Source organism: Stenotrophomonas sp. 05N423, from assembly GCF_056397145.1.
The window spans coordinates 32606-49951 of the sequence record NZ_JBFTMV010000011.1; the positions used below are offsets into that span (position 1 = coordinate 32606).

Annotated in this window: 14 protein-coding genes; 7 read left to right on the plus strand and 7 right to left on the minus strand. The window is 70.5% G+C overall.

The window, feature by feature from the left end; genetic code table 11:
• Window positions 1-37: 37 nt before the first annotated feature.
• On the minus strand, window positions 38-964 hold the full coding sequence (gene grxD / locus AC1DGW_RS15190) for a Grx4 family monothiol glutaredoxin (protein WP_478024593.1): 927 nt from the start codon (window positions 962-964) through the stop codon (window positions 38-40).
• Between the two features lie 61 nt (window positions 965-1025).
• Here grxD and AC1DGW_RS15195 point away from each other — a divergent pair, with 61 nt between their 5' ends.
• Both AC1DGW_RS15195 and AC1DGW_RS15200 read left to right on the plus strand, forming a co-directional pair.
• Complete coding sequence (locus AC1DGW_RS15195; protein ID WP_478024596.1) at window positions 1026-1805, plus strand: polysaccharide deacetylase family protein; 780 nt, start codon at window positions 1026-1028, stop codon at window positions 1803-1805.
• Between the two features lie 28 nt (window positions 1806-1833).
• The gene (locus AC1DGW_RS15200; protein ID WP_478024598.1) at window positions 1834-3084 is read left to right on the plus strand and encodes a DEAD/DEAH box helicase; all 1251 of its coding nucleotides are present in this window, start codon (window positions 1834-1836) and stop codon (window positions 3082-3084) included.
• Between the two features lie 185 nt (window positions 3085-3269).
• On the opposite strand, the gene AC1DGW_RS15205 is transcribed toward AC1DGW_RS15200, so the two are convergent.
• From AC1DGW_RS15205 to AC1DGW_RS15220, 4 genes are all read right to left on the minus strand, one after another.
• Complete coding sequence (locus tag AC1DGW_RS15205; RefSeq protein WP_478024600.1) at window positions 3270-3599, minus strand: DUF6172 family protein; 330 nt, start codon at window positions 3597-3599, stop codon at window positions 3270-3272.
• A 78-nt stretch (window positions 3600-3677) separates the two neighbouring features.
• The gene (locus AC1DGW_RS15210; RefSeq protein ID WP_478024741.1) at window positions 3678-4349 is read right to left on the minus strand and encodes a class I SAM-dependent methyltransferase; all 672 of its coding nucleotides are present in this window, start codon (window positions 4347-4349) and stop codon (window positions 3678-3680) included.
• 23 nt (window positions 4350-4372) lie between these two features.
• On the minus strand, window positions 4373-4996 hold the full coding sequence (locus AC1DGW_RS15215) for an SGNH/GDSL hydrolase family protein (protein ID WP_478024743.1): 624 nt from the start codon (window positions 4994-4996) through the stop codon (window positions 4373-4375).
• 45 nt (window positions 4997-5041) lie between these two features.
• Window positions 5042-6313, minus strand: coding sequence for a pyridoxal phosphate-dependent aminotransferase (locus AC1DGW_RS15220; RefSeq protein ID WP_478024602.1), 1272 nt, complete (start codon window positions 6311-6313; stop codon window positions 5042-5044).
• Between the two features lie 129 nt (window positions 6314-6442).
• On the opposite strand from AC1DGW_RS15220, the gene rsgA reads away from it, so the two are divergent.
• The 5 genes from rsgA (at window position 6443) to alr (ending at window position 14681) form a co-directional block, all read left to right on the plus strand.
• Window positions 6443-7540, plus strand: coding sequence for a ribosome small subunit-dependent GTPase A (gene rsgA / locus AC1DGW_RS15225; protein ID WP_478024604.1), 1098 nt, complete (start codon window positions 6443-6445; stop codon window positions 7538-7540).
• A 134-nt stretch (window positions 7541-7674) separates the two neighbouring features.
• Window positions 7675-8922 (plus strand): flavohemoglobin expression-modulating QEGLA motif protein, encoded by a 1248-nt coding sequence (locus AC1DGW_RS15230; RefSeq protein ID WP_478024606.1) that lies wholly within the window; start codon window positions 7675-7677, stop codon window positions 8920-8922.
• A 424-nt stretch (window positions 8923-9346) separates the two neighbouring features.
• On the plus strand, window positions 9347-10456 hold the full coding sequence (locus AC1DGW_RS15235) for a serine hydrolase domain-containing protein (RefSeq protein ID WP_478024608.1): 1110 nt from the start codon (window positions 9347-9349) through the stop codon (window positions 10454-10456).
• 63 nt (window positions 10457-10519) lie between these two features.
• Entirely contained in the window at window positions 10520-13390 is a 2871-nt protein-coding gene (locus AC1DGW_RS15240) for a TonB-dependent receptor domain-containing protein (protein WP_478024610.1), read from the plus strand.
• Window positions 13391-13436: 46 nt separating this feature from the next.
• A complete protein-coding gene (gene alr, locus AC1DGW_RS15245) occupies window positions 13437-14681 on the plus strand; it encodes an alanine racemase (protein ID WP_478024611.1) in 1245 nt (414 codons plus the stop codon).
• Window positions 14682-14792: 111 nt separating this feature from the next.
• On the opposite strand, the gene AC1DGW_RS15250 is transcribed toward alr, so the two are convergent.
• Entirely contained in the window at window positions 14793-15698 is a 906-nt protein-coding gene (locus AC1DGW_RS15250) for a LysR family transcriptional regulator (RefSeq protein WP_478024612.1), read from the minus strand.
• 56 nt (window positions 15699-15754) lie between these two features.
• The gene (locus AC1DGW_RS15255) at window positions 15755-16993 is read right to left on the minus strand and encodes an FAD-dependent oxidoreductase (RefSeq protein ID WP_478024613.1); all 1239 of its coding nucleotides are present in this window, start codon (window positions 16991-16993) and stop codon (window positions 15755-15757) included.
• Window positions 16994-17346: the final 353 nt, after the last annotated feature.

A 17346-nucleotide genomic window follows, 5' to 3' on the forward strand; every position in this document is an offset into this window, starting at 1 on the left:
CTTCGCCGGTGTTTTGGTGCGTTCGCGATCCGCTGGATCAGTAGCGCGGCACGCTGTTGTCCACGTCCTGCGCCCAGGCGTCGATGCCGCCGGTGACGTTGTGGACGCGGGTGAAGCCCAGCGCGCGGAACTGCTCGGCGGCCTGCGCGCTGCGCCCGCCGCGGTGGCACAGGAACGCCAGCGGGGTGTCCTTCGGCAGCGCTTCGAGGCGAGCGCGGTTGTCGCCGTCGAAGGTCTCGAACGGGGCGTTGATCGCGGCGATGGCGCGCTCGTCGGCCGGGCGCACGTCCACCAGGGTCAGGGTGCCGGCGCGCAGCTGGTCGTCGGCGCCGCGCACGTCCAGTTCCTGCACCGGCTTGGGCGCGTTGGGGTTGTCGATGGCCAGGCCCTGGCCGCGGATGTCGTCCACCCAGTCGATGGTGATGCCGTTGGCGCGGCGCGCGCTGGCCGCGTCGAACTGCACGCGCAGGCCGTTGGATTCGGCGGCGATGGCGTTGGCGTCGAGCGGGGCCAGCTGGAAGTTCGGCTGGAAGCGCGCGTCGATGCTCAGCTGCAGCGCGGCGCCCGGGGCATCGGCCAGCGCGCCCTTGAGCATTTCCACGGCGGCCGGGGTGACGGTGATGGATGGCGGGGTGCGGTCCGGCGGTGCCACGCCGAGCAGGGCGCTCAGTTCGCCGCTGTTGGCCATCTGCAGCACGATGTCGCTGCCGCCGACCAGTTCGCCGTCCACGTATAGCTGCGGGATGGTCGGCCAGTCGCCATAGGCCTTGATGCCCTCGCGGATTTCCCCGTCGGCCAGCACGTTGACGTGGGCGAAATCCACGCCCAGGTCCTGCAGCGCGCCGACCGCCTTGGCCGAGAAGCCGCACTGCGGCATGGCCGGCTGGCCCTTCATGAACAGGACGACGCGGTTGGCGCCGAGGATGGATTCGATGCGTTCGCGCAGGGCGGGATCCAGGGACATCGTGAACTCGTGAAGTAGTCGAAGACAGGAGGCGATTCTACGCCGCATGGCATCATGGGACATGACCGCCACGGGAACCCTGCATCGCACGCCGCCCCATCCCTGGCGCTGGATCGGATGGCTGCTGCTGTCGCAGGCGCTGGTGGCGCTGGCCTGGGCGTGGCTGGGCTGGAAGGCCGGGTTGCCGCTGCTGCTGGCCAGCCACGCGCTGTTCGTGGTGCCGGTATTCCTGCCCAACAGCCGCTTCTACGCGCCGGTGCTGTCGCGCCTGCCCGGCCCGGCGGTATGGCTGACCATCGACGACGGCCCCTCCGGCGACACCCTGGCGATCCTCGACCTGCTCGACCGCTACGACGCCCGCGCCACTTTCTTCATGGTCGGCGAACGGGCAGCGGCGCGGCCGGAGCTGGTGCGCGAGGTGCTGCGGCGCGGCCATGGGCTGGGCAACCACAGCCATTCGCATCCGCAGGCATGGTTCTGGCGTCTCGGGCCGCGGCGGATGGCCGGGGAGATCGGTCGTTGCCAGCAGGCGCTGGCGGCCATCGCCGGGACGCCGCCACGCTGGTACCGATCGGTGGTCGGCATGACCAACCCCTTCGTCGCTGCCGCCCTGCGCCGGCATGGGCTGGCGAGGGTGGGCTGGAGCGCGCGCGGGTTCGACGGCGTGGGCTGCCAGCCCGATGCGGTGGTGGCGCGCGTCGCGCGCGATCTGGTGCCGGGTGCGATCGTGCTGCTGCACGAAGGTGCGGCGCACGGCCACAACCCGGCCATCATCGAATCGGTGCTGAGGCAGTTGCAGGCGCGCGGGTTGTCAACCTGCCTGCCGAAGGAAACCCCGTAGACTCGCCTCCCGCTTCCGGAACCGCACCATGCCTTTCTCCACCCTTGGCCTGTCTCCCTATGTACTGCCCGCGCTGCAGCGCGCACTGCGGCAGGCCGGCTACGGAGCGCCCACCCCGATCCAGCAGCAGGCGGTGCCGGTGCTGCTGAAGGGGCAGGACGTGGTGGCGTTGGCGCCGACCGGTTCCGGCAAGACCGCCGCCTACGTGCTGCCGGCGTTGCAGCATTTCTTCATGGCCCCGCCGCGCAGGCCGCGCGTGCTGCGGCAGCTGGTGCTGGTGCCCACGCGCGAACTGGCGCTGCAGGTGGCCGACGTGTTCGCCACGCTGGGCCGGGAGTTGCCGCGGCAACCGCGGGTGGTGTGCGCGGTGGGCGGGGTGTCGATCAATCCGCAGATGATGGCGCTGCGCGGCGGCGCCGACGTGGTGGTGGCCACGCCCGGGCGCCTGCTCGACCTGCTGGCGCACAACGCGCTGTCGCTGCGGCAGGTGCAGCTGCTGGTGCTGGACGAAGCCGACCGGCTGCTGGAACTGGGCTTCGGCGACGAACTGCGGCAGATCCTCGCCGGGCTGCCGGTGCAGCGGCAGACGGCGTTGTTCTCGGCCACCTTCCCGGAGCAGATCGACGCCTTGGCCGCTGCCGGCCTGCGTGCGCCGCAACGGCTGCAGGTCGATGCGCAGGCGCAGCCGGAAATCGAACAGCGCGCGCTGCGCGTCGATGCCGGCCGCCGCGTCGAACTGCTGCTGTCGCTGCTGGACGATCCGCAATGGCGCCAGGTGCTGGTGTTCGTCGCCAGCATCCGCGAGGGCGACCGCTTGGCTGGTGCATTGCGCAAGGGCGGCATCACCGTGCAGGCCCTGCACGGCGACCTGTCGCAGGGCCGCCGCGTGCGCGCGCTGCAGGCGTTCAAGGACGGCGAGCTGCAGGTGCTGGTGGCGACCGACGTGGCCGCACGCGGCATCGACATCGCCGGCCTGCCGGTGGTGGTGAACCATGAGCTGCCGCGTTCGCCGGCCGATTACCTGCACCGCATCGGCCGCACTGGCCGTGCCGGCGCCCCCGGGCTGGCGGTGAGCTTCGTCGAGGCCGCCGCGCTGGCGCACTGGCGGTTGATCTGCAGGCGCCATGGCCTGCGGCTGGAACCGGAAACAGTGCCGGGTTTCGAACCCCGGGAGACGGCACCGGCGGCAACGGTGACCGATGGCAACGGCGGCATCAAGGGGCGGCGGCCCAGCCGGAAGGACAGATTGCGCGCTGCCGCGCAGGCGAAGCCGTCCTGAAAATCCCGGTGCCGGACGGCGTATCGCGCTGGCAGAGCGAAACAACGTCCCGCTGGGGCATTGTCGGGCAGGCACGCCGGCGTTGCGGCGTTGCAGAGCCGAGGTGATCCGTCCCTTTGCAGAGCGGGGCATCGCCCCGCTGTGGCTTTACCCGACTCCGGCCGGATAAAGCCCGGCCCGGAGGATCAATCCTCGAAGTCGCTTTCCGCCGATACGTCCGGTTCGGCCACCGGGCGCGGCGTGCGCTTGCCGGGCTTGCGCAGCACTTCCACGTAGAACTGCCTGTTGCCGGCGGCGACCAGCGCATCCACCGCGCGGATCAGTTCGGGGAACGGCACGGCCTGCGCGCCGGCTTCGTCCACGCCAGCCTTGCTGTCGAAATCCCAGAAATCGGCACCGGCCGGCAGGGCCTTGCCGCGCTCGCGCTTGATGTACTTGCGGATGTCGTGCTTGCTGGCTTCCAGCAGGCGGTCGGGGTGCTTGCCTTCGATGTCGAGGCGGTAGGTTTTTCTCACGGGGTTCTCGTCATGGCGCCGACCCGGGCGGGTGGCAGGGAATGGCGCGATTATCCGCGCAAACGGCGCGGCCGTGGTTCAGGTGCGGCGGGCGACCAGCAGCCAGTTGTTGAACGGCGTGTTGCCGTACAGCGGGGCGAGGTCGACCTGCAGGCCCTCCCGCCGCAGTTGCGCCTGCAGCGCATCGGCATCGGGATAGTGGCGCGGGCGGAACTGCATCCAGCCGATCCAGTTGGCGGCGCGGTCGCCAATGCGCGAGATGCGGCCGCGGCGGCTGTCATCGGCCAGGGTCATGCGCAGCACCAGCCGGCCGTCGCCGTCGAGCATGGCCGCGGCCCGCCGCAGCAGCGCCGACTGCGCGTCCGCCGGCAGGTACTGGAGGACATCGAGGATCGCCACGCTGCCGCGATGCGCGGGCAATGCGGCGGCCAGGTCCATCACCTCGAAAGCGCTGGCGTCCAGGCCGGCGCGGCAGGCGACGCCGTCGGCGCGGCGGATCTTGGCCGCATCGTTGTCCACGCCGCGGTAGGACTGTATCTGCCCGTCGTGGCGCAGCGCATGCACCAGCAGGCCCAGTCCGCAGCCCATGTCCAGCAGCGGCGCCCGGCTGCCGCGCAGCGCGTCGAGCACGCCCGGATAGAGCGGATCGCTGCGCAGCTTGGAGAGCACGTAGTAGTAGTCCCAGCGGTTGCCCCAGGGGTGGCGCGGGGCGAACGCGCGGGCGATGGCCCGGGCATCGTGGGCCGGCATGGCCGCGATGCCGGACGCCCTGCTCACGCGGCGCGCAGGTCCGTCAGCAGCTCCGCGGCCACCGGCAGTGCCTGTTCCATCCACAGCCGGTACATCGCCGCGGAAGGATGCAGGCCGTCGTCCACCAGCATCGCCGGTTCGGCGCCGTGCGTGCGGCTGGCCGGGGTGATGTCGACGAAGGCGACGCCGTAGTCGCCGCAGCAGGCGCGGGCGGCGGCGTTGAAGTCATCGATCTCGCGTGCGACGAGGGTGGCGTCGCGCTCGTGCGTGGCGGCGTAGGGCGTCACGCCCCAGTCGGGGATCGACAGCACCAGCACCCGTCGCGGGTCCTCCGCGGCCAGCGCGATGGCCCGCTGCAGCAGCTGTTCGAACTGCTGGCGGTATTCGGCCAGCGGACGCCCGCGGTACTGGTTGTTGACGCCGATCAGCAGGCTCGCCAGCGCGTAGGGTCCCTGCGGCGCGGCCGCGTCGATGGCGGTGGCCAGCTCGTCGGTGGTCCAGCCGGTGGTGGCGATGACCTGCGGATCGTCCAATGCGATGCCACGCGCGCGCAGCGCCGCGGCCAGCTGGAACGGCCAGGTGCCTTCGGCGGGCACGCCTTCGCCGATGGTGTAGGAATCGCCCAGCGCCAGGTAGCGCGGGGCGATGGTCGTGGTGGCCGTGTTGGGTGCGGTCGCGCTCATCGACGCGCCTCAGGCCACGGCGCTGCGCGTCTTCAGCGGTACGACCTTGGTCACCCGCTCGGCGCGGCGCGCGAGCACGCGGTCGATGCGGCCGAACACCTCGCGCATGGTCCCGGCCTCGGGCAGCAGGGTCACGCGGAAATGGTGGCGGTAGGGCACGTTGAAGCTGGAACCGGGCACGACCAGCACGCCTTCCTCGTTCATCAGCTCCAGGGCGAATTCGTGGTCGTCGAAGCCCTGCGCGGCCGGCCCCACCACCGCCGGGAAGGCGTACAGCGCGCCGGCCGGCGCGACCAGCTGCAGGTGCTCGCTGGCGGCGCAGACTTCGATGACGGCGCGGCGGGTCTCATACAGGCGGCCGCCCGGCGCGCACAGCGCGGAGATGGTGTCCGGGCCGTTGACCGCGGCCTCGATGGCGTACTGCCCGGGCACGTTGGCGCATAGGCGCAGCGCGCTGAGCAGGTCCAGCGCGGCGCGGAACTCGCCCAGTTGCCCGGCGGCGCCGGACAGCAGCATCCAGCCCACGCGCCAGCCGCAGGCGCGGTGCACCTTGCTCAGGCCGCTGAAGGTCAGACACGGGTGGTCGCCGGCCAGCGGCGCGACCGGCTGGAAGGTGGCGCCGTCGTAGAGGATCTGGTCGTAGATCTCGTCCACCAGCAGCAGCAGGTTGTGCCTGCGGGCGATGGCGACGATCTTCTCCAGCAGCTCGCGCGGGTAGCTGGCGCCGCTGGGATTGTTCGGGTTGATCAGCACGATGGCGCGGGTGCGCGAGGACACCAGCGTCTCGATCTCCACCGGGTCGGGCTGGAAGCCGTTCTCGGGGCGGCAGCGGTAGTAGACCGGGCGGCCGTCGTTGAGGATGGTGGCCGCCGACCACAGCGGGTAGTCGGGCGAGGGCACCAGCACTTCGTCGCCGGGATTGAGCAGGGCGCGCAGCGACAGGTCGATCAGTTCGGACACGCCGTTGCCCAGGAACACGCGGTCGGCATGCGCATCCGGCGCGCCGCGCCGCGCATAGGCCTCGGCGATCGCCTCGCGCGCCACCGGCAGGCCCTGCTGGTGGGTGTAGGGATCGGTGCGGCCCATGTCGTCGGCGATGGCGCGCTGCAGGTGCTCGGGCGCGCGGAACCCGAAGTTGCCGGGGTTGCCGATGTTGAGCTTGATCAGCTTGTGGCCCTGCGCCTCCAGCTCGCGGGCTCGTCGGGCCAGCTCGCCACGGATCTCGTAGCGGACTTCGGACAGGCGTTCGCGGGTGGGCAGCGGTTTGGCAGGGCTTGACATGCGTGGGGCCGTCATGGGCGGGAAACCGCATGGTAGCGGAATTGCTGCGCTGCGGGGCGATGGTTCCGGGCGGAACGGAAATCCGCCTGTGCGCGCGGCCGGGAGCGCCATGCCGCTTAGAATTGGCCGATGACCGACACCATCGATTTCACCGCGCTGGGCCACATCGGCTGGCCCTGGCCCGGCCCGCCCGAAGCGCCGGCATGGCAGGCCGCCTTCGCCGCGCATCCGCAGGCGCGTCCGGCGCGGGTGATCGAGCAGCACCGTTCCGGCTACGTGGTGGCCGACGCGCCCGAGGCCGCGCTCAAGGCCGAATCGCTGCCGGAATGGCAGCGGCCGCGTTTCCCCAGCCACGAGCGCGCGGCGGTGGGCGACTGGGTACTGCTGGAGGAGGCGCGCATCGTCGCGCTGCTGCCGCGACGCACCTCGATCAAGCGCGGCGCGGCCGGCGAGCACTACCACCAGCAGGTGATCGCCGCCAACATCGACACGGTGTTCATCGTCTGCGGGCTGGACGCGGACTTCAATCCGCGCCGGATCGAGCGCTACCTGATGCTGGCCGGCAGCGGCGGCGCGGCACCGGTGGTGGTGCTGACCAAGGCCGACCAGACCGAATATGGCGCCGACGCGCTGGCGGTGCTGGAAGACCTGGCCGCACAGGACATCCCGCTGCTGGCCATCAACGGCAAGGACCCGGCCAGCGTCGCCGCGTTGGCGCCGTGGCTGGGGCCGGGCCGCACCGTGGTGCTGGTCGGTTCCTCCGGCGCCGGCAAGTCCACGCTGACCAACACGCTGCTGGGCGAGGACCGCATGAAGACCGGCGAGGTGCGCGGCAGCGATTCGCGCGGCCGCCACACCACCACGCACCGCGCGCTGCTGCCGCTGCCCAGCGGCGCCTGCCTGATCGACACGCCGGGCATGCGCGAACTCAAGCCCACCGGCGAGGAGACCCTGGCCGAAGGCGGCTTCGCCGACATCGAGGCGTTGACCGAGCAGTGCCGCTTCCGCGACTGCTCGCACCAGCACGAGCCGGGTTGTGCCGTGCGCGCGGCCATCGAGCGCGGGCAGATCGACGAAAGCCGCCTGCTCAGCTACCTCAAGCTGCGCGAGGAAGTAGCCGCGGCCGCGGCCAAGCTGGCGCAGCGCCAGGCCGAGCAGGCCACCGAGCGCCGCAGCGGCAGCCGCGGCGCGCAGTGGCGGCCGGCGGGGAAACCGAAGCGGCGGTAGGAGCGTACTTCGGTGCGCGACGGGACCTGCGCAGATCCCTCGACGACAGCCCATGCATCCACTGCGGAGAGCAGACAGGGAAGCTCCGCCGCATGCCCGGGGTGCGCGCCTGCAGGGTGCGATATCGTGCGGGCATGACAGCCCTTCCCTCCGATCCGGCCATCGCCCACCACGCCGCGCTCGATGCGCGGCTGGTCGCGGCGGTGCGTGGCATCCGCCTGTTGACCCTGACCAGCTGGCCGGCATCGACGCAGGCGCCGTTCCTGGAGAGTGTGGCCCGCGGCAATCCGGTGCTGCCGCAGGTGGCGTACCCGAAGCACGATTTCAGCCAGGCGCGGCGCGAACTGGCGGCGATCGCCATGGCCGCCGACCCGGCGCATCCGCTGGGCCGCTACCTGCGCGATTCGGTCGAGAGTTGGGACCTGGCCGCGCGCCTGCTGGAAGCGCTGGGCACGCGCGAAGTGGATGTCCTGTCGGCGCAGCTGTTCGGTACGCCGGAACAGCCGATGCCCGGCCATGGCCCGACCGCGCGCGAGGCGGCGCGGCATTTCATCCAGATCGCCAACGAGCTGGACCACGAGCTGCTGGCGCCGGAAGAACAGGTGCCGGTCTCGGCCATCGCGCTGCAGCTGCAGCTGCAGAACGACCTGGACGACTTCTTCGAGTCGCGCGTGATCAACGTGGTCCTGGACCCGGAACTGATCGCCAAGGCCGCCGCCGGCGCCACCCAGATCCGCCTGCGCAGCGGCGCCTGTTTCAGCCTCTACGACCGGGCGCAGCTGTTCCACCACGAAGCGCTGGTGCATTCGCTGACCGCGCTCAACGGCCGCCGGCAGACGGTGCTGCCGAGCCTGGCGCTGTCCTCGCCGCGCATCACCGCCACCCAGGAAGGATTGGCGACGTTCGCCGAGCAGATCACCGGCAGCATCGACATCCAGCGGCTCAAGCGCATCAGCCTGCGCATCGAGGCGATCGCGATGGCCCGCGACGGCGCCGGTTTCATCGAGGTATTCGGCTACTTCCGCGACGCCGGGCAGAGCGCGGAGGAGAGCTTCGCCTCGGCCCAGCGCGTGTTCCGCGGAGTACCGGTGTCCGGTGGCGGCGCCTTCAACAAGGACACGGTGTACCTGCGCGGGCTGGTGTCGGTGCATACCTTCTTCCGGCAGATGCTGCGTGACGAGAAGCTGCGTTACTGCCACTGGCTGTTCGCCGGCAAGATGACGCTGGGCGATGCGCAGGCGCTGGCGCCGTTGTTCGAAAGCGACGTGCTGGCGCCGCCGCGCTGGCTGCCGCCGTGGCTGCAGCGCGCCAACCGGCTGGCCGGGACGCTGGCGTTCTCGCTGTTCGCCAACCGCATCCGCATGGACCGCATCGGCGACTAGCGCGACGGTGGTGTTTGGTTGCGGATGCAACGGCCCATCCCTCGCATTGATTGGATGAACCACAACCACAGGCTATGGATGGGGCTGTCCGCGCGTGCGCGGCGGTGGTGGCGGGTGGGGGGGGCGCGTGGAGTGCTGCCATCCCAAGCCATGGATTCGATGGGTGTTTTTGCCGGCTCACGGCTCCTCTCAGGCAAGCGGAATGTGCGCATGCGTGCTGCGCCGCAGGCCGGGCGATGGCGTTGACGCTGCGGGGGCGAAAGCGCCAAGGTGAAGCCGCGACGGGCGGTGCGGAGGGGAGGCCGGACCGGGGGGAGCCGGCGCGGGCGCAGGGAGTGCGGAAGGCGGATGTGCCGGGGTTCCGGTCCATCGGCCTGTCGTCGGCGGCATTCCATCATTTCTGCCTTCTTCGTCCGGGGGACGCATGCGCATACGGCTTTGCCTGCAGTCGGGTTCTGTGGTGTGGCAGGCCTTGTTGCTGCTTGCGTTGCTGCTGTCGACCAGCGTGGCGATGGCCGGTGACGCCGCCCGCCAGGCCGCGATCGACCGGTTGATGCAGCCCTACGACGGCGATGTTCCCGGCGCCTCGCTGCTGGTGCTGAAGGACGGCAGGGCGCTGGTCCGTCGCGGCTACGGGCGCGCCGATCTGGAGAACGGCATCGCCGCCGGCGCGGACACCAATTACCGGCTGGCCTCGGTGAGCAAGCAGTTCACCGCCGCGGCCATCCTGCTGCTGGCGCAGGACGGTGCGCTGTCCATCGATGACCCGGTCAAGCGCTGGCTGCCCTCGCTGCCGCCGGTGGCCGACGCCATCACTCTGCGCCATCTGCTCGCGCATACCTCCGGCGTACTCGATTACGAGGACCTGATGGGCGCGTCCTGGCAGGGGCAGATCCGCGATGCCGGCGTGCTGGCGCTGCTGGAACGCGAGGACCGGCTGTACTTCCTGCCCGGCACCACCTACCGCTACAGCAACAGCGGCTACGCGCTGCTGGCACAGGTGGTCGAGCGCGCTTCGGGGATGGATTTTCCCGTCTTCCTGCGCACCCGCATCTTCGCCCCGCTGGGCATGCGCGACAGCCTGGCCTACGTGGTTGGCGGCCCCGACGTGCCGCACCGCGCCTGGGGTTACAGCCAGGCCATGCAGGGCTGGGAGCGCACCGACCAGAACATCTACAGCGCGGTGCTGGGCGACGGCGGCATCTATTCCAGCATCGACGACCTGGCCCGCTGGGACGCCGCCTGGTACGACGGCCGCCTGTTCGACGACGCTACGCGCGCGCAGGCGTTCGGCCGCCAGGTGCAGGTCGCCACGGCGCCGGAAGCGACCTGGTACGGCTTCGGCTGGCGCGTCGCCGAGGGCCGGCAATGGCACAACGGCGAGAGCATCGGGTTCCGCAACAGCCTGGTGCGCTGGCCGGCGCAGCACCTGACCGTGGTGCTGCTGAGCAACCGCAACGACCCGACGCCGTATGAAACCGCGTTGGCGATCGGCGCCCTGTTCCTCGACGAGATTCCACCCGGGCAGCGCTGACCGCGCCGCCCGTTCCACCGCCGTACCTGCCGGTTGTCCGTCCCCCTGTTCCCTGGAGAGATCATGCGTAGCCAGCCAGACCTTCGATTGAACTTCCTCTGTGCCGCGGTGCTGGCGGCCATGGCCGTGCCGGCCGTGGCGCAGGACGCCGCCCCGGCGGCCACCACGCTGGACAAGGTCAACGTCACCGGCTCGCGCATCAAGCGCGTGGACGTGGAGGCCGCGCTGCCGGTCACCATCGTGCAGAAGGCCGAGATCGAGGCGCAGGGCATCACCTCGGCCGAGCAGCTGCTGTCCTTCCTCAACATCGCCGGCAACGGCGCCGACGGCATGGTGTCGGCGTCGGTGGACATGGACCTGGGCGAACTGCGCGGCACCGCCGGCGTGTCCGGCGCCAACCTGCGCGGGCAGGGCAGCGACGCCACCCTGGTGCTGCTCAACGGCCGCCGCGTCGCCACCCACGGCCTGCGCGGCCAGGCGGTGGACCTGAACTCGATTCCGTTCGCGGCGATCGACCGTGTCGAGGTGCTGCGCGACGGCGCCTCGGCCATGTACGGCACCGACGCCATCGGCGGCGTGATCAACTTCATCACCCGTACCGACTACCAGGGCATCAGCGTCAACGCCGGTTTCGATGCGACCCAGCACGGCGGCGGCAATATCTACAACTACAGCCTGCTTGGCGGCGTCGGCGACCTCGATGCCGACCGCTGGAACGTGTGGGGCACGGTCAACTGGCGGCGCAGCGAATTCCTGCGCAGCTACCAGCGCGATTTCGCCAACAGCTTCCAGCCCGACCGCGGCGTATCGCCGGATACGCGCGGCACGCCGTTCGCCACGGTGACCAACGCCACCGGCGGCATCATCAACGGCTCGCTCATCGACCCGGACGGCGGCAGCAAGCAGAACTACGTCAACATCCTCAACCTGCCCGGCGGCGCCGGCTGCGCGAACGGCGGCCCGGCGATGGGTCCCTATGACTACAAGCTGTGGGACAGCGGCAGTTCCAAGTACGCCTGCGCCTGGGACTACCCGGCCGCGCAGGCGCTGCAGCAGCCGCAGGACAGCCTGCAGTTCCTCGGCCGCGCCACCATCCGCATCGGCGAGAACCACCGCTTCTACGCCGAGGCGATGGGCTCGCGGGTGAAGTCCGAGCGCGAGTACGAGCCGCTGCAGCTCACCTCCAGCGCATCGCTCACCTCGGTGATGGGCCCGGGCACCTGGTATCCGCTGAACGGCAATACCAAGGAGACCTACGACCAGGTCTACAACGCGCTGGCCAATTACTTCGGTACCGCCAACCTGACCTACGGCAACCCCATTCCGTACCGCTGGCGCTGCATGGCCTGCGGCCCGCGCCAGATCGAGACCACCACCCGATCCTACCGCCTGCTGGCCGGCCTGGAAGGCAGCATCGGCAGCTGGGACTACGACGTGGGCGTGTCGCGCGCGTCGAACAAGGCCGAGTCGGTGCTGCGCGGCGGCTACTACTTCTCCAGCGGCCTGCGCGACGTGCTGGGCAGCGGCCTGCTCAATCCGTTCCTGATGCCGGGCCAGCAGCAGAGCGCGGCGGGTATGGCCGCGCTGCAGGCGGCTTCGGCCAGCGGCGTGCACCTGTATGGCGGTGAATCCACCGTCACCACGGTGGATGCTAGCTTCAGCGGCGGACTCGGCTTCAGCCTGTGGGGCAGCGAGGCGCAGCTGGCGACCGGCGTGGAAGCGCGGCGCGAGGAATTCGAGTTCGGCGGCGTGCAGGTGCTGGACGGCCTGCCGCTGAATTACAACACCATCTACCAGGCGCCGTTCGACGAGACCAGCGAGCTGCCCAAGGTGCACCGCGACGTCAAGGCGGTCTATGCGGAGATGTACCTGCCGATCATCGACACGCTGGACGTGACCGTGGCCGTGCGCCACGACCGCTACGACACCTTCGGCGGCACCACCAATCCGAAGTACTCGTTCAAGTGGCAGCCGATCGAGTCGCTGGCGTTCCGCGGCGCCTACAGCACCGGCTTCAAGGTGCCCGAGTTCACCAAGCTGTTCGCCGGCGTCAACCGCGTGGACTACTTCGGCCGCGACCTGGTCGACCCGGCCAGCTGCCCCGGCGGTTCGGTCAACTCGTCGATACCGGGCTGCGACCTGATCCAGCCGGTCATCATCACCGGCGGCAAGACCGACCTGCAGCCGGAGGAGTCCAAGCAGAAGAGCATCGGCTTCGTGTTCTCGCCCACCGACAACTTCAACCTGAGCCTGGACTGGTGGGAGATCGAGCGCAGCAACACCATCCGCGTGCCCAACCTGGCGACGCTGACCGCCAACTACGCCCTGTTCCCGGACAACTGGATCCGCGACAGCAGCGGCAAGGTCACCGCGATCGACCAGCGCTACATCAACTCCGGCGGTACCCTGACCCGCGGTGTGGAGCTGGATGCCAACCTGAGCGGCGAGCTGGCCGGCGGCCGCTGGCACGTCAACCTCAACGGCAGCTACATCGACACCTTCAAGGAAAAGTCGCTGGCCAACGAGCCCTATGGCGACAACAAGGTGGGCGAGTACGTGCGCTTCTACAACCTGCCGCTGAAGTGGAAGCACACGCTGGGCGTCGGCTGGGCGCGGGGCGACTGGGCGCACATGCTGACCCAGGTCTACCGCTCCGGCTACAAGGACGAGGAGCCGGTCAGCGTCGAGGGCGGCTTCTATACCCCGGTCAACTGGAATCCGGACGTCGACGACTACATCACCTACAACTACAGCCTGACCTGGACGGGTCTGGAGAACACGCGCTTCACCTTCGCGGTGCGCAACCTGCTCGACACCGACCCGCCGTTCACCGCGCACCAGGTCGATTTCGCGTCCGGCGCCGCGTGGGAGCCGCGCGTGGCCGATCCGCGCGGCCGCTCGTTCAACCTGCAGGTCGAGTACCGCTTCGACTGACCCTGCCAACAACGCCGCCGGGCGACCGGCGGCATCGGGACGCACCATGACGGATAGGGGCATCGCATCTCCCGGCCGCCGCGGCTTCATCGCCGCGGCCTTGGGCACGGCCCTGGCCGTCTCCCTCGATGCACGCGGCGCGCCGTTGCTGGGACGGCCCGGCAAGGCGCGCATGGCCGCGCCCAATGCCTGGCTCGAGATCGACCTGGATGTGTTCGACGCCAACCTGCGGCGCGTGCGCGCGCTGGCGGGCGAGGCGCAGCTGTGCGCGGTGATGAAGGCCGACGCCTACGGCACCGGCATCGACCTGGTGATGCCGCGCATCATCGCCGCGGGCGTGCCCTGCATCGGCATCGCCAGCACCGAGGAAGCACGCATGGCGCGCGCCTGTGGCTACAAGGGCCGCGTGCTGCGCGTGCGTGCGGCGACGCTGGAGGAAGTCGAGGCCGCGCTGCCGTACCGGATCGAGGAACTGGCGGGCAATCTCGCCGTGGCGCAGGCGATGGCGGCGCTTGCCGTGCGCCGCCGCCGGCCGCTGTCGGTGCACCTGGCGTTGAACTCGGCCGGCATGAGCCGCAACGGACTGGAACTGGCCACGGAACAGGGCCGGCGCGACGCGGTGGCGCTGGCCGGCCTCGATGGCCTGCGGATCGTCGGTCTGATGACCCATTTCCCCGGCGAAGACCCGGCCGACGTACTGGCTGGCGTGCGCGCCTTCGAGCAGCAGGCCGACTGGCTGTTCGCCCACACCACGCTGCGGCGCGGCGACGTGCAGATGCACGCGGCCAATTCGTTCGCCCTGCAGCATGTCCCCGAGGCCAACCTGGACATGGTGCGCCCGGGCGGCGCGCTGTACGGCTACGGCGGCACGCCCAAGCCGCCGTTCGCGCACGTGGCCGCGTTCAAGACGCGCGTCGCCTCGGTGCAGGCATTCCCGGCCGGCGACACGGTGAGCTACGACCGCACCTTCACCCTGCAGCGCGATTCGCTGCTGGCCAATCTTCCGGTCGGCTATTCCGATGGCTATCGCCGCGCCTATTCCAACAAGGGCAGCGTGCTGGTCGGCGGCCGGCGCGCGCCGGTGCTGGGCAGGGTCACCATGAACACCACCATGGTGGACGTGACCGACATCCCCGGCGTGCAGGCCGGCGACGAAGTGGTGCTGTTCGGCCGGCAGGGCAGGGAGCAGATCACCCAGGCCGAGATCGAGGACTGGACCGGCGTGATCCTGGCCGACCAGTACAGCATCTGGGGCGCGCTGAACCCGAAGTTCCCGGGCAAGCCGTTGTAGGAGCGCAGTTCACTGCGCGATGGAGTCTGCACGCAGATCCCTCTGCAACAGCCCGCACATTCATGTGCGGGGATTCAAATGGAAAGCCCCATCGCGCACTGAAGTGCGCTCCTACGAGGCAACCGGCGCGCCGCGCGTTTCGGCCAGGCTGCGCTGGAACTGGCGGACGAACTCGGTGGCGGCCTTGGACGGCGGCCGGTCCTCCAGGTACACGCATTCGACGCGGAAGCCGATCTCCGGTTCCAGTGGGCGTGCGAGCAGCGCGCCACCCGCGTTGGCGCAGGCGGTGAACTCGTCCAGCACGCTCATGCCGGCGCCGCAGCGGGTCAGGGCCGCGGCCAGCGAATAGGTCTGGTTGGACACGACCTCGCGCATGCTTATGCCCTGGCGCTTGAGCTCGCCGGTGAACAGGTCGCCGATGGGGCCGCTGCTGGCCAGGCCGACCATGTCGCGGTCCTGCAGCCAGCGCAGCGGGATCGCCGCCGGCGGGTCGGGCCATTGCGCGGTGTCGAACAGCAGCATCAGTTGCCCCTGCCCGAGCACGCGGCGCTGCATGCGCGGGTGCTGCGGCGGGTTGTAGGCGATGGCGATGTCGCATTCGCGCTCGTACAGCGCCTGGAACAGGTCGCCGTGGTGCAGGGTCTGCACGTCGAAGGTGACTTCCGGGTGCTGGCGCCGGTAGGCGGTGATCGCCGCCGGCACCACGTGCTGGCCGAGCGAAGGCACCACCGCCAGGCGGATATGGCCGCCGCCGATGTCGCGGATGTTGCCTACCGTCTTCTGCAGCGACAGCAGGCGGTCGTAAATGTCCTTGATCTCGAGGAACAGCGCATGCGCTTCGTCGGTGGCGACCAGCCGCCCGCGCACCAGCTTGAACAGCTCGAAGCCGAGCTGGTATTGCGTGTGGTGCAGGACCTTGCTGACCGACGGCTGCGAAACGTGCAGCGAACGTGCCGCGGCACTGATCGAGCCGGTGGTGTAGACCGCGTGGAAGACTTCAATCTGGCGCAGACGCATGGCCCGATCCTAGTCGATACGGACGTTGCCGGCGACCGGCCGCCGCGACGCGGGCGTCACCGCGCCATCGCCAGGGCCACGGCGCGCTCGCCGCTGCCCATCGCCAGCGTCCAGCCGAGCATGCCGTGGCCGAGGTTGCACACCAGGCCATCGGCGACGGCGTGGATCTCGGGCGAGGACCAGGGCGTGACCGGGCGCAACCCCGCCCAGGGGCTTTCGATGTTGTCGTAATCCACCGCTTCGGGCATCGAGGCGCGCGCCATCGCGATCAGCTGCGCCATGCGCTCCGGGTCCGGGCGTGGATCCCAGTGGTTGAGGTCGGCCAGCCCGGCCACGCGCATGCGCTCGCCGAGACGGCAGAACACCAGCTTGCGCGAGGTGTCGGTGATGCTGGTCGCTGGCGCGCGCGCGCCACAGGGCGCGGTGAACGAATAGCCCTTGATCGCCATCAACGGCATGCGCACGCCCAGCGGGCGCAGCAGCGCGGCGCCGTCGATGCCGTTGCATACCACCAGCCGCCGCGCCTGCACCGCCGCGCCGGCGCGCGGTTGCAGGCGCCAGCCATCGCCCTGCCGCACCACGTGCTGGACGTCGAAGCCGAAGCGCGCCTGCGCGCCGTAGTGCTGCCGCAGCACCTGCAGCAGGCCGGTGCCGAACAGGAACGGGTCGCCGGCTTCCTCCTGCGGCGAGTGCACCGCGCCGGCGATGCCGGGCATGGCGGCCAGCGCCGGTTCGGCGGCGATGGCCTGGCCGGCGTCGAGCAGGTGCTGTTCGACGCCGAACGGCTGCTTGAGCGCGATCATCGCGCGGGCGCCCTGTAGGGCGGAGGCATCGTGATAGACGTGCAGCTTGCCCGACACCGCATGGTCGAAGGCGATGGGATGGCGCTGCAGCAGGGCATGCAGCGCGGTGCGCGATTCCAGCGCCAGCTCCAGCGTCGCCAGCGTGTTGGCGCGCAGGCGCGCGCTGCCGGTCTGGCGCAGGAAGGCCAGCCCCCAGCGCCAGAAGTCGGGATCGGCCGACCAGCGCGTGCGGAACGGGCCGTTGCGGCCCAGCAGCATCGCCGGCAGTTGCTTCCAGGTGGAAGGGCCGGCCATGGCGTCGGTGTAGGCGTAGCTCAGCTGCGCGCCGTTGGCGAACGAGGTGCCCTGCACCGGGCCGTCGGCGCGGTCCAGCAGCAGCACGGACAGGCCGCGGCGCACGGCGGCATAGGCGGTGGCGAGGCCGACGACGCCCGCGCCAAGGACGACGAGGTCGGCGCCGGCGGGTTCGCCTTGGGGTTCAACGGGAAGCATCGAGGGTCCGGTGGGCGGGGAAGGCGGCAGTACCGTCGCGGCGCGGAGCGGCGGGTGCGCCGGCCGTGGGGGAGGGCGTGTGGCGGGCGGGCTTCGGCATTGTCGGCAGATTACCGCCGGCCACGCCGCAGCAGGGATCACAATCGCGGCGCAGGTGTTAACCCGCAGCTATGGAATGCCGCGATCGTCAGGCCCGATGCGCGGTGGCGGGGCAGCGCTTCCATGCGCGCGAGCTATACCGTGGCCCATGAAACATGCGCGACAGGGGCGCCAGCAGCGGCCATGCTTCCGGATGGGCCATTGCGACCGCCGCCATCGGCACCGCCGAGGGCGGGCGATGGCCGGCATTGCGC

Coding starts and splice junctions, on each gene's coding strand:
- AC1DGW_RS15220 (WP_478024602.1), bottom strand. CDS start 6,313: ATGTCAAGCCCTGCCAAACCGCTGCCCACCCGCGAACGCCTGTCCGAA.
- AC1DGW_RS15235 (WP_478024608.1), top strand. CDS start 9,347: ATGCGCATACGGCTTTGCCTGCAGTCGGGTTCTGTGGTGTGGCAGGCC.
- AC1DGW_RS15230 (WP_478024606.1), top strand. CDS start 7,675: ATGACAGCCCTTCCCTCCGATCCGGCCATCGCCCACCACGCCGCGCTC.
- rsgA (WP_478024604.1), top strand. CDS start 6,443: ATGACCGACACCATCGATTTCACCGCGCTGGGCCACATCGGCTGGCCC.
- grxD (WP_478024593.1), bottom strand. CDS start 964: ATGTCCCTGGATCCCGCCCTGCGCGAACGCATCGAATCCATCCTCGGC.
- AC1DGW_RS15200 (WP_478024598.1), top strand. CDS start 1,834: ATGCCTTTCTCCACCCTTGGCCTGTCTCCCTATGTACTGCCCGCGCTG.
- alr (WP_478024611.1), top strand. CDS start 13,437: ATGACGGATAGGGGCATCGCATCTCCCGGCCGCCGCGGCTTCATCGCC.
- AC1DGW_RS15195 (WP_478024596.1), top strand. CDS start 1,026: ATGACCGCCACGGGAACCCTGCATCGCACGCCGCCCCATCCCTGGCGC.
- AC1DGW_RS15250 (WP_478024612.1), bottom strand. CDS start 15,698: ATGCGTCTGCGCCAGATTGAAGTCTTCCACGCGGTCTACACCACCGGC.
- AC1DGW_RS15210 (WP_478024741.1), bottom strand. CDS start 4,349: ATGCCGGCCCACGATGCCCGGGCCATCGCCCGCGCGTTCGCCCCGCGC.
- AC1DGW_RS15255 (WP_478024613.1), bottom strand. CDS start 16,993: ATGCTTCCCGTTGAACCCCAAGGCGAACCCGCCGGCGCCGACCTCGTC.
- AC1DGW_RS15240 (WP_478024610.1), top strand. CDS start 10,520: ATGCGTAGCCAGCCAGACCTTCGATTGAACTTCCTCTGTGCCGCGGTG.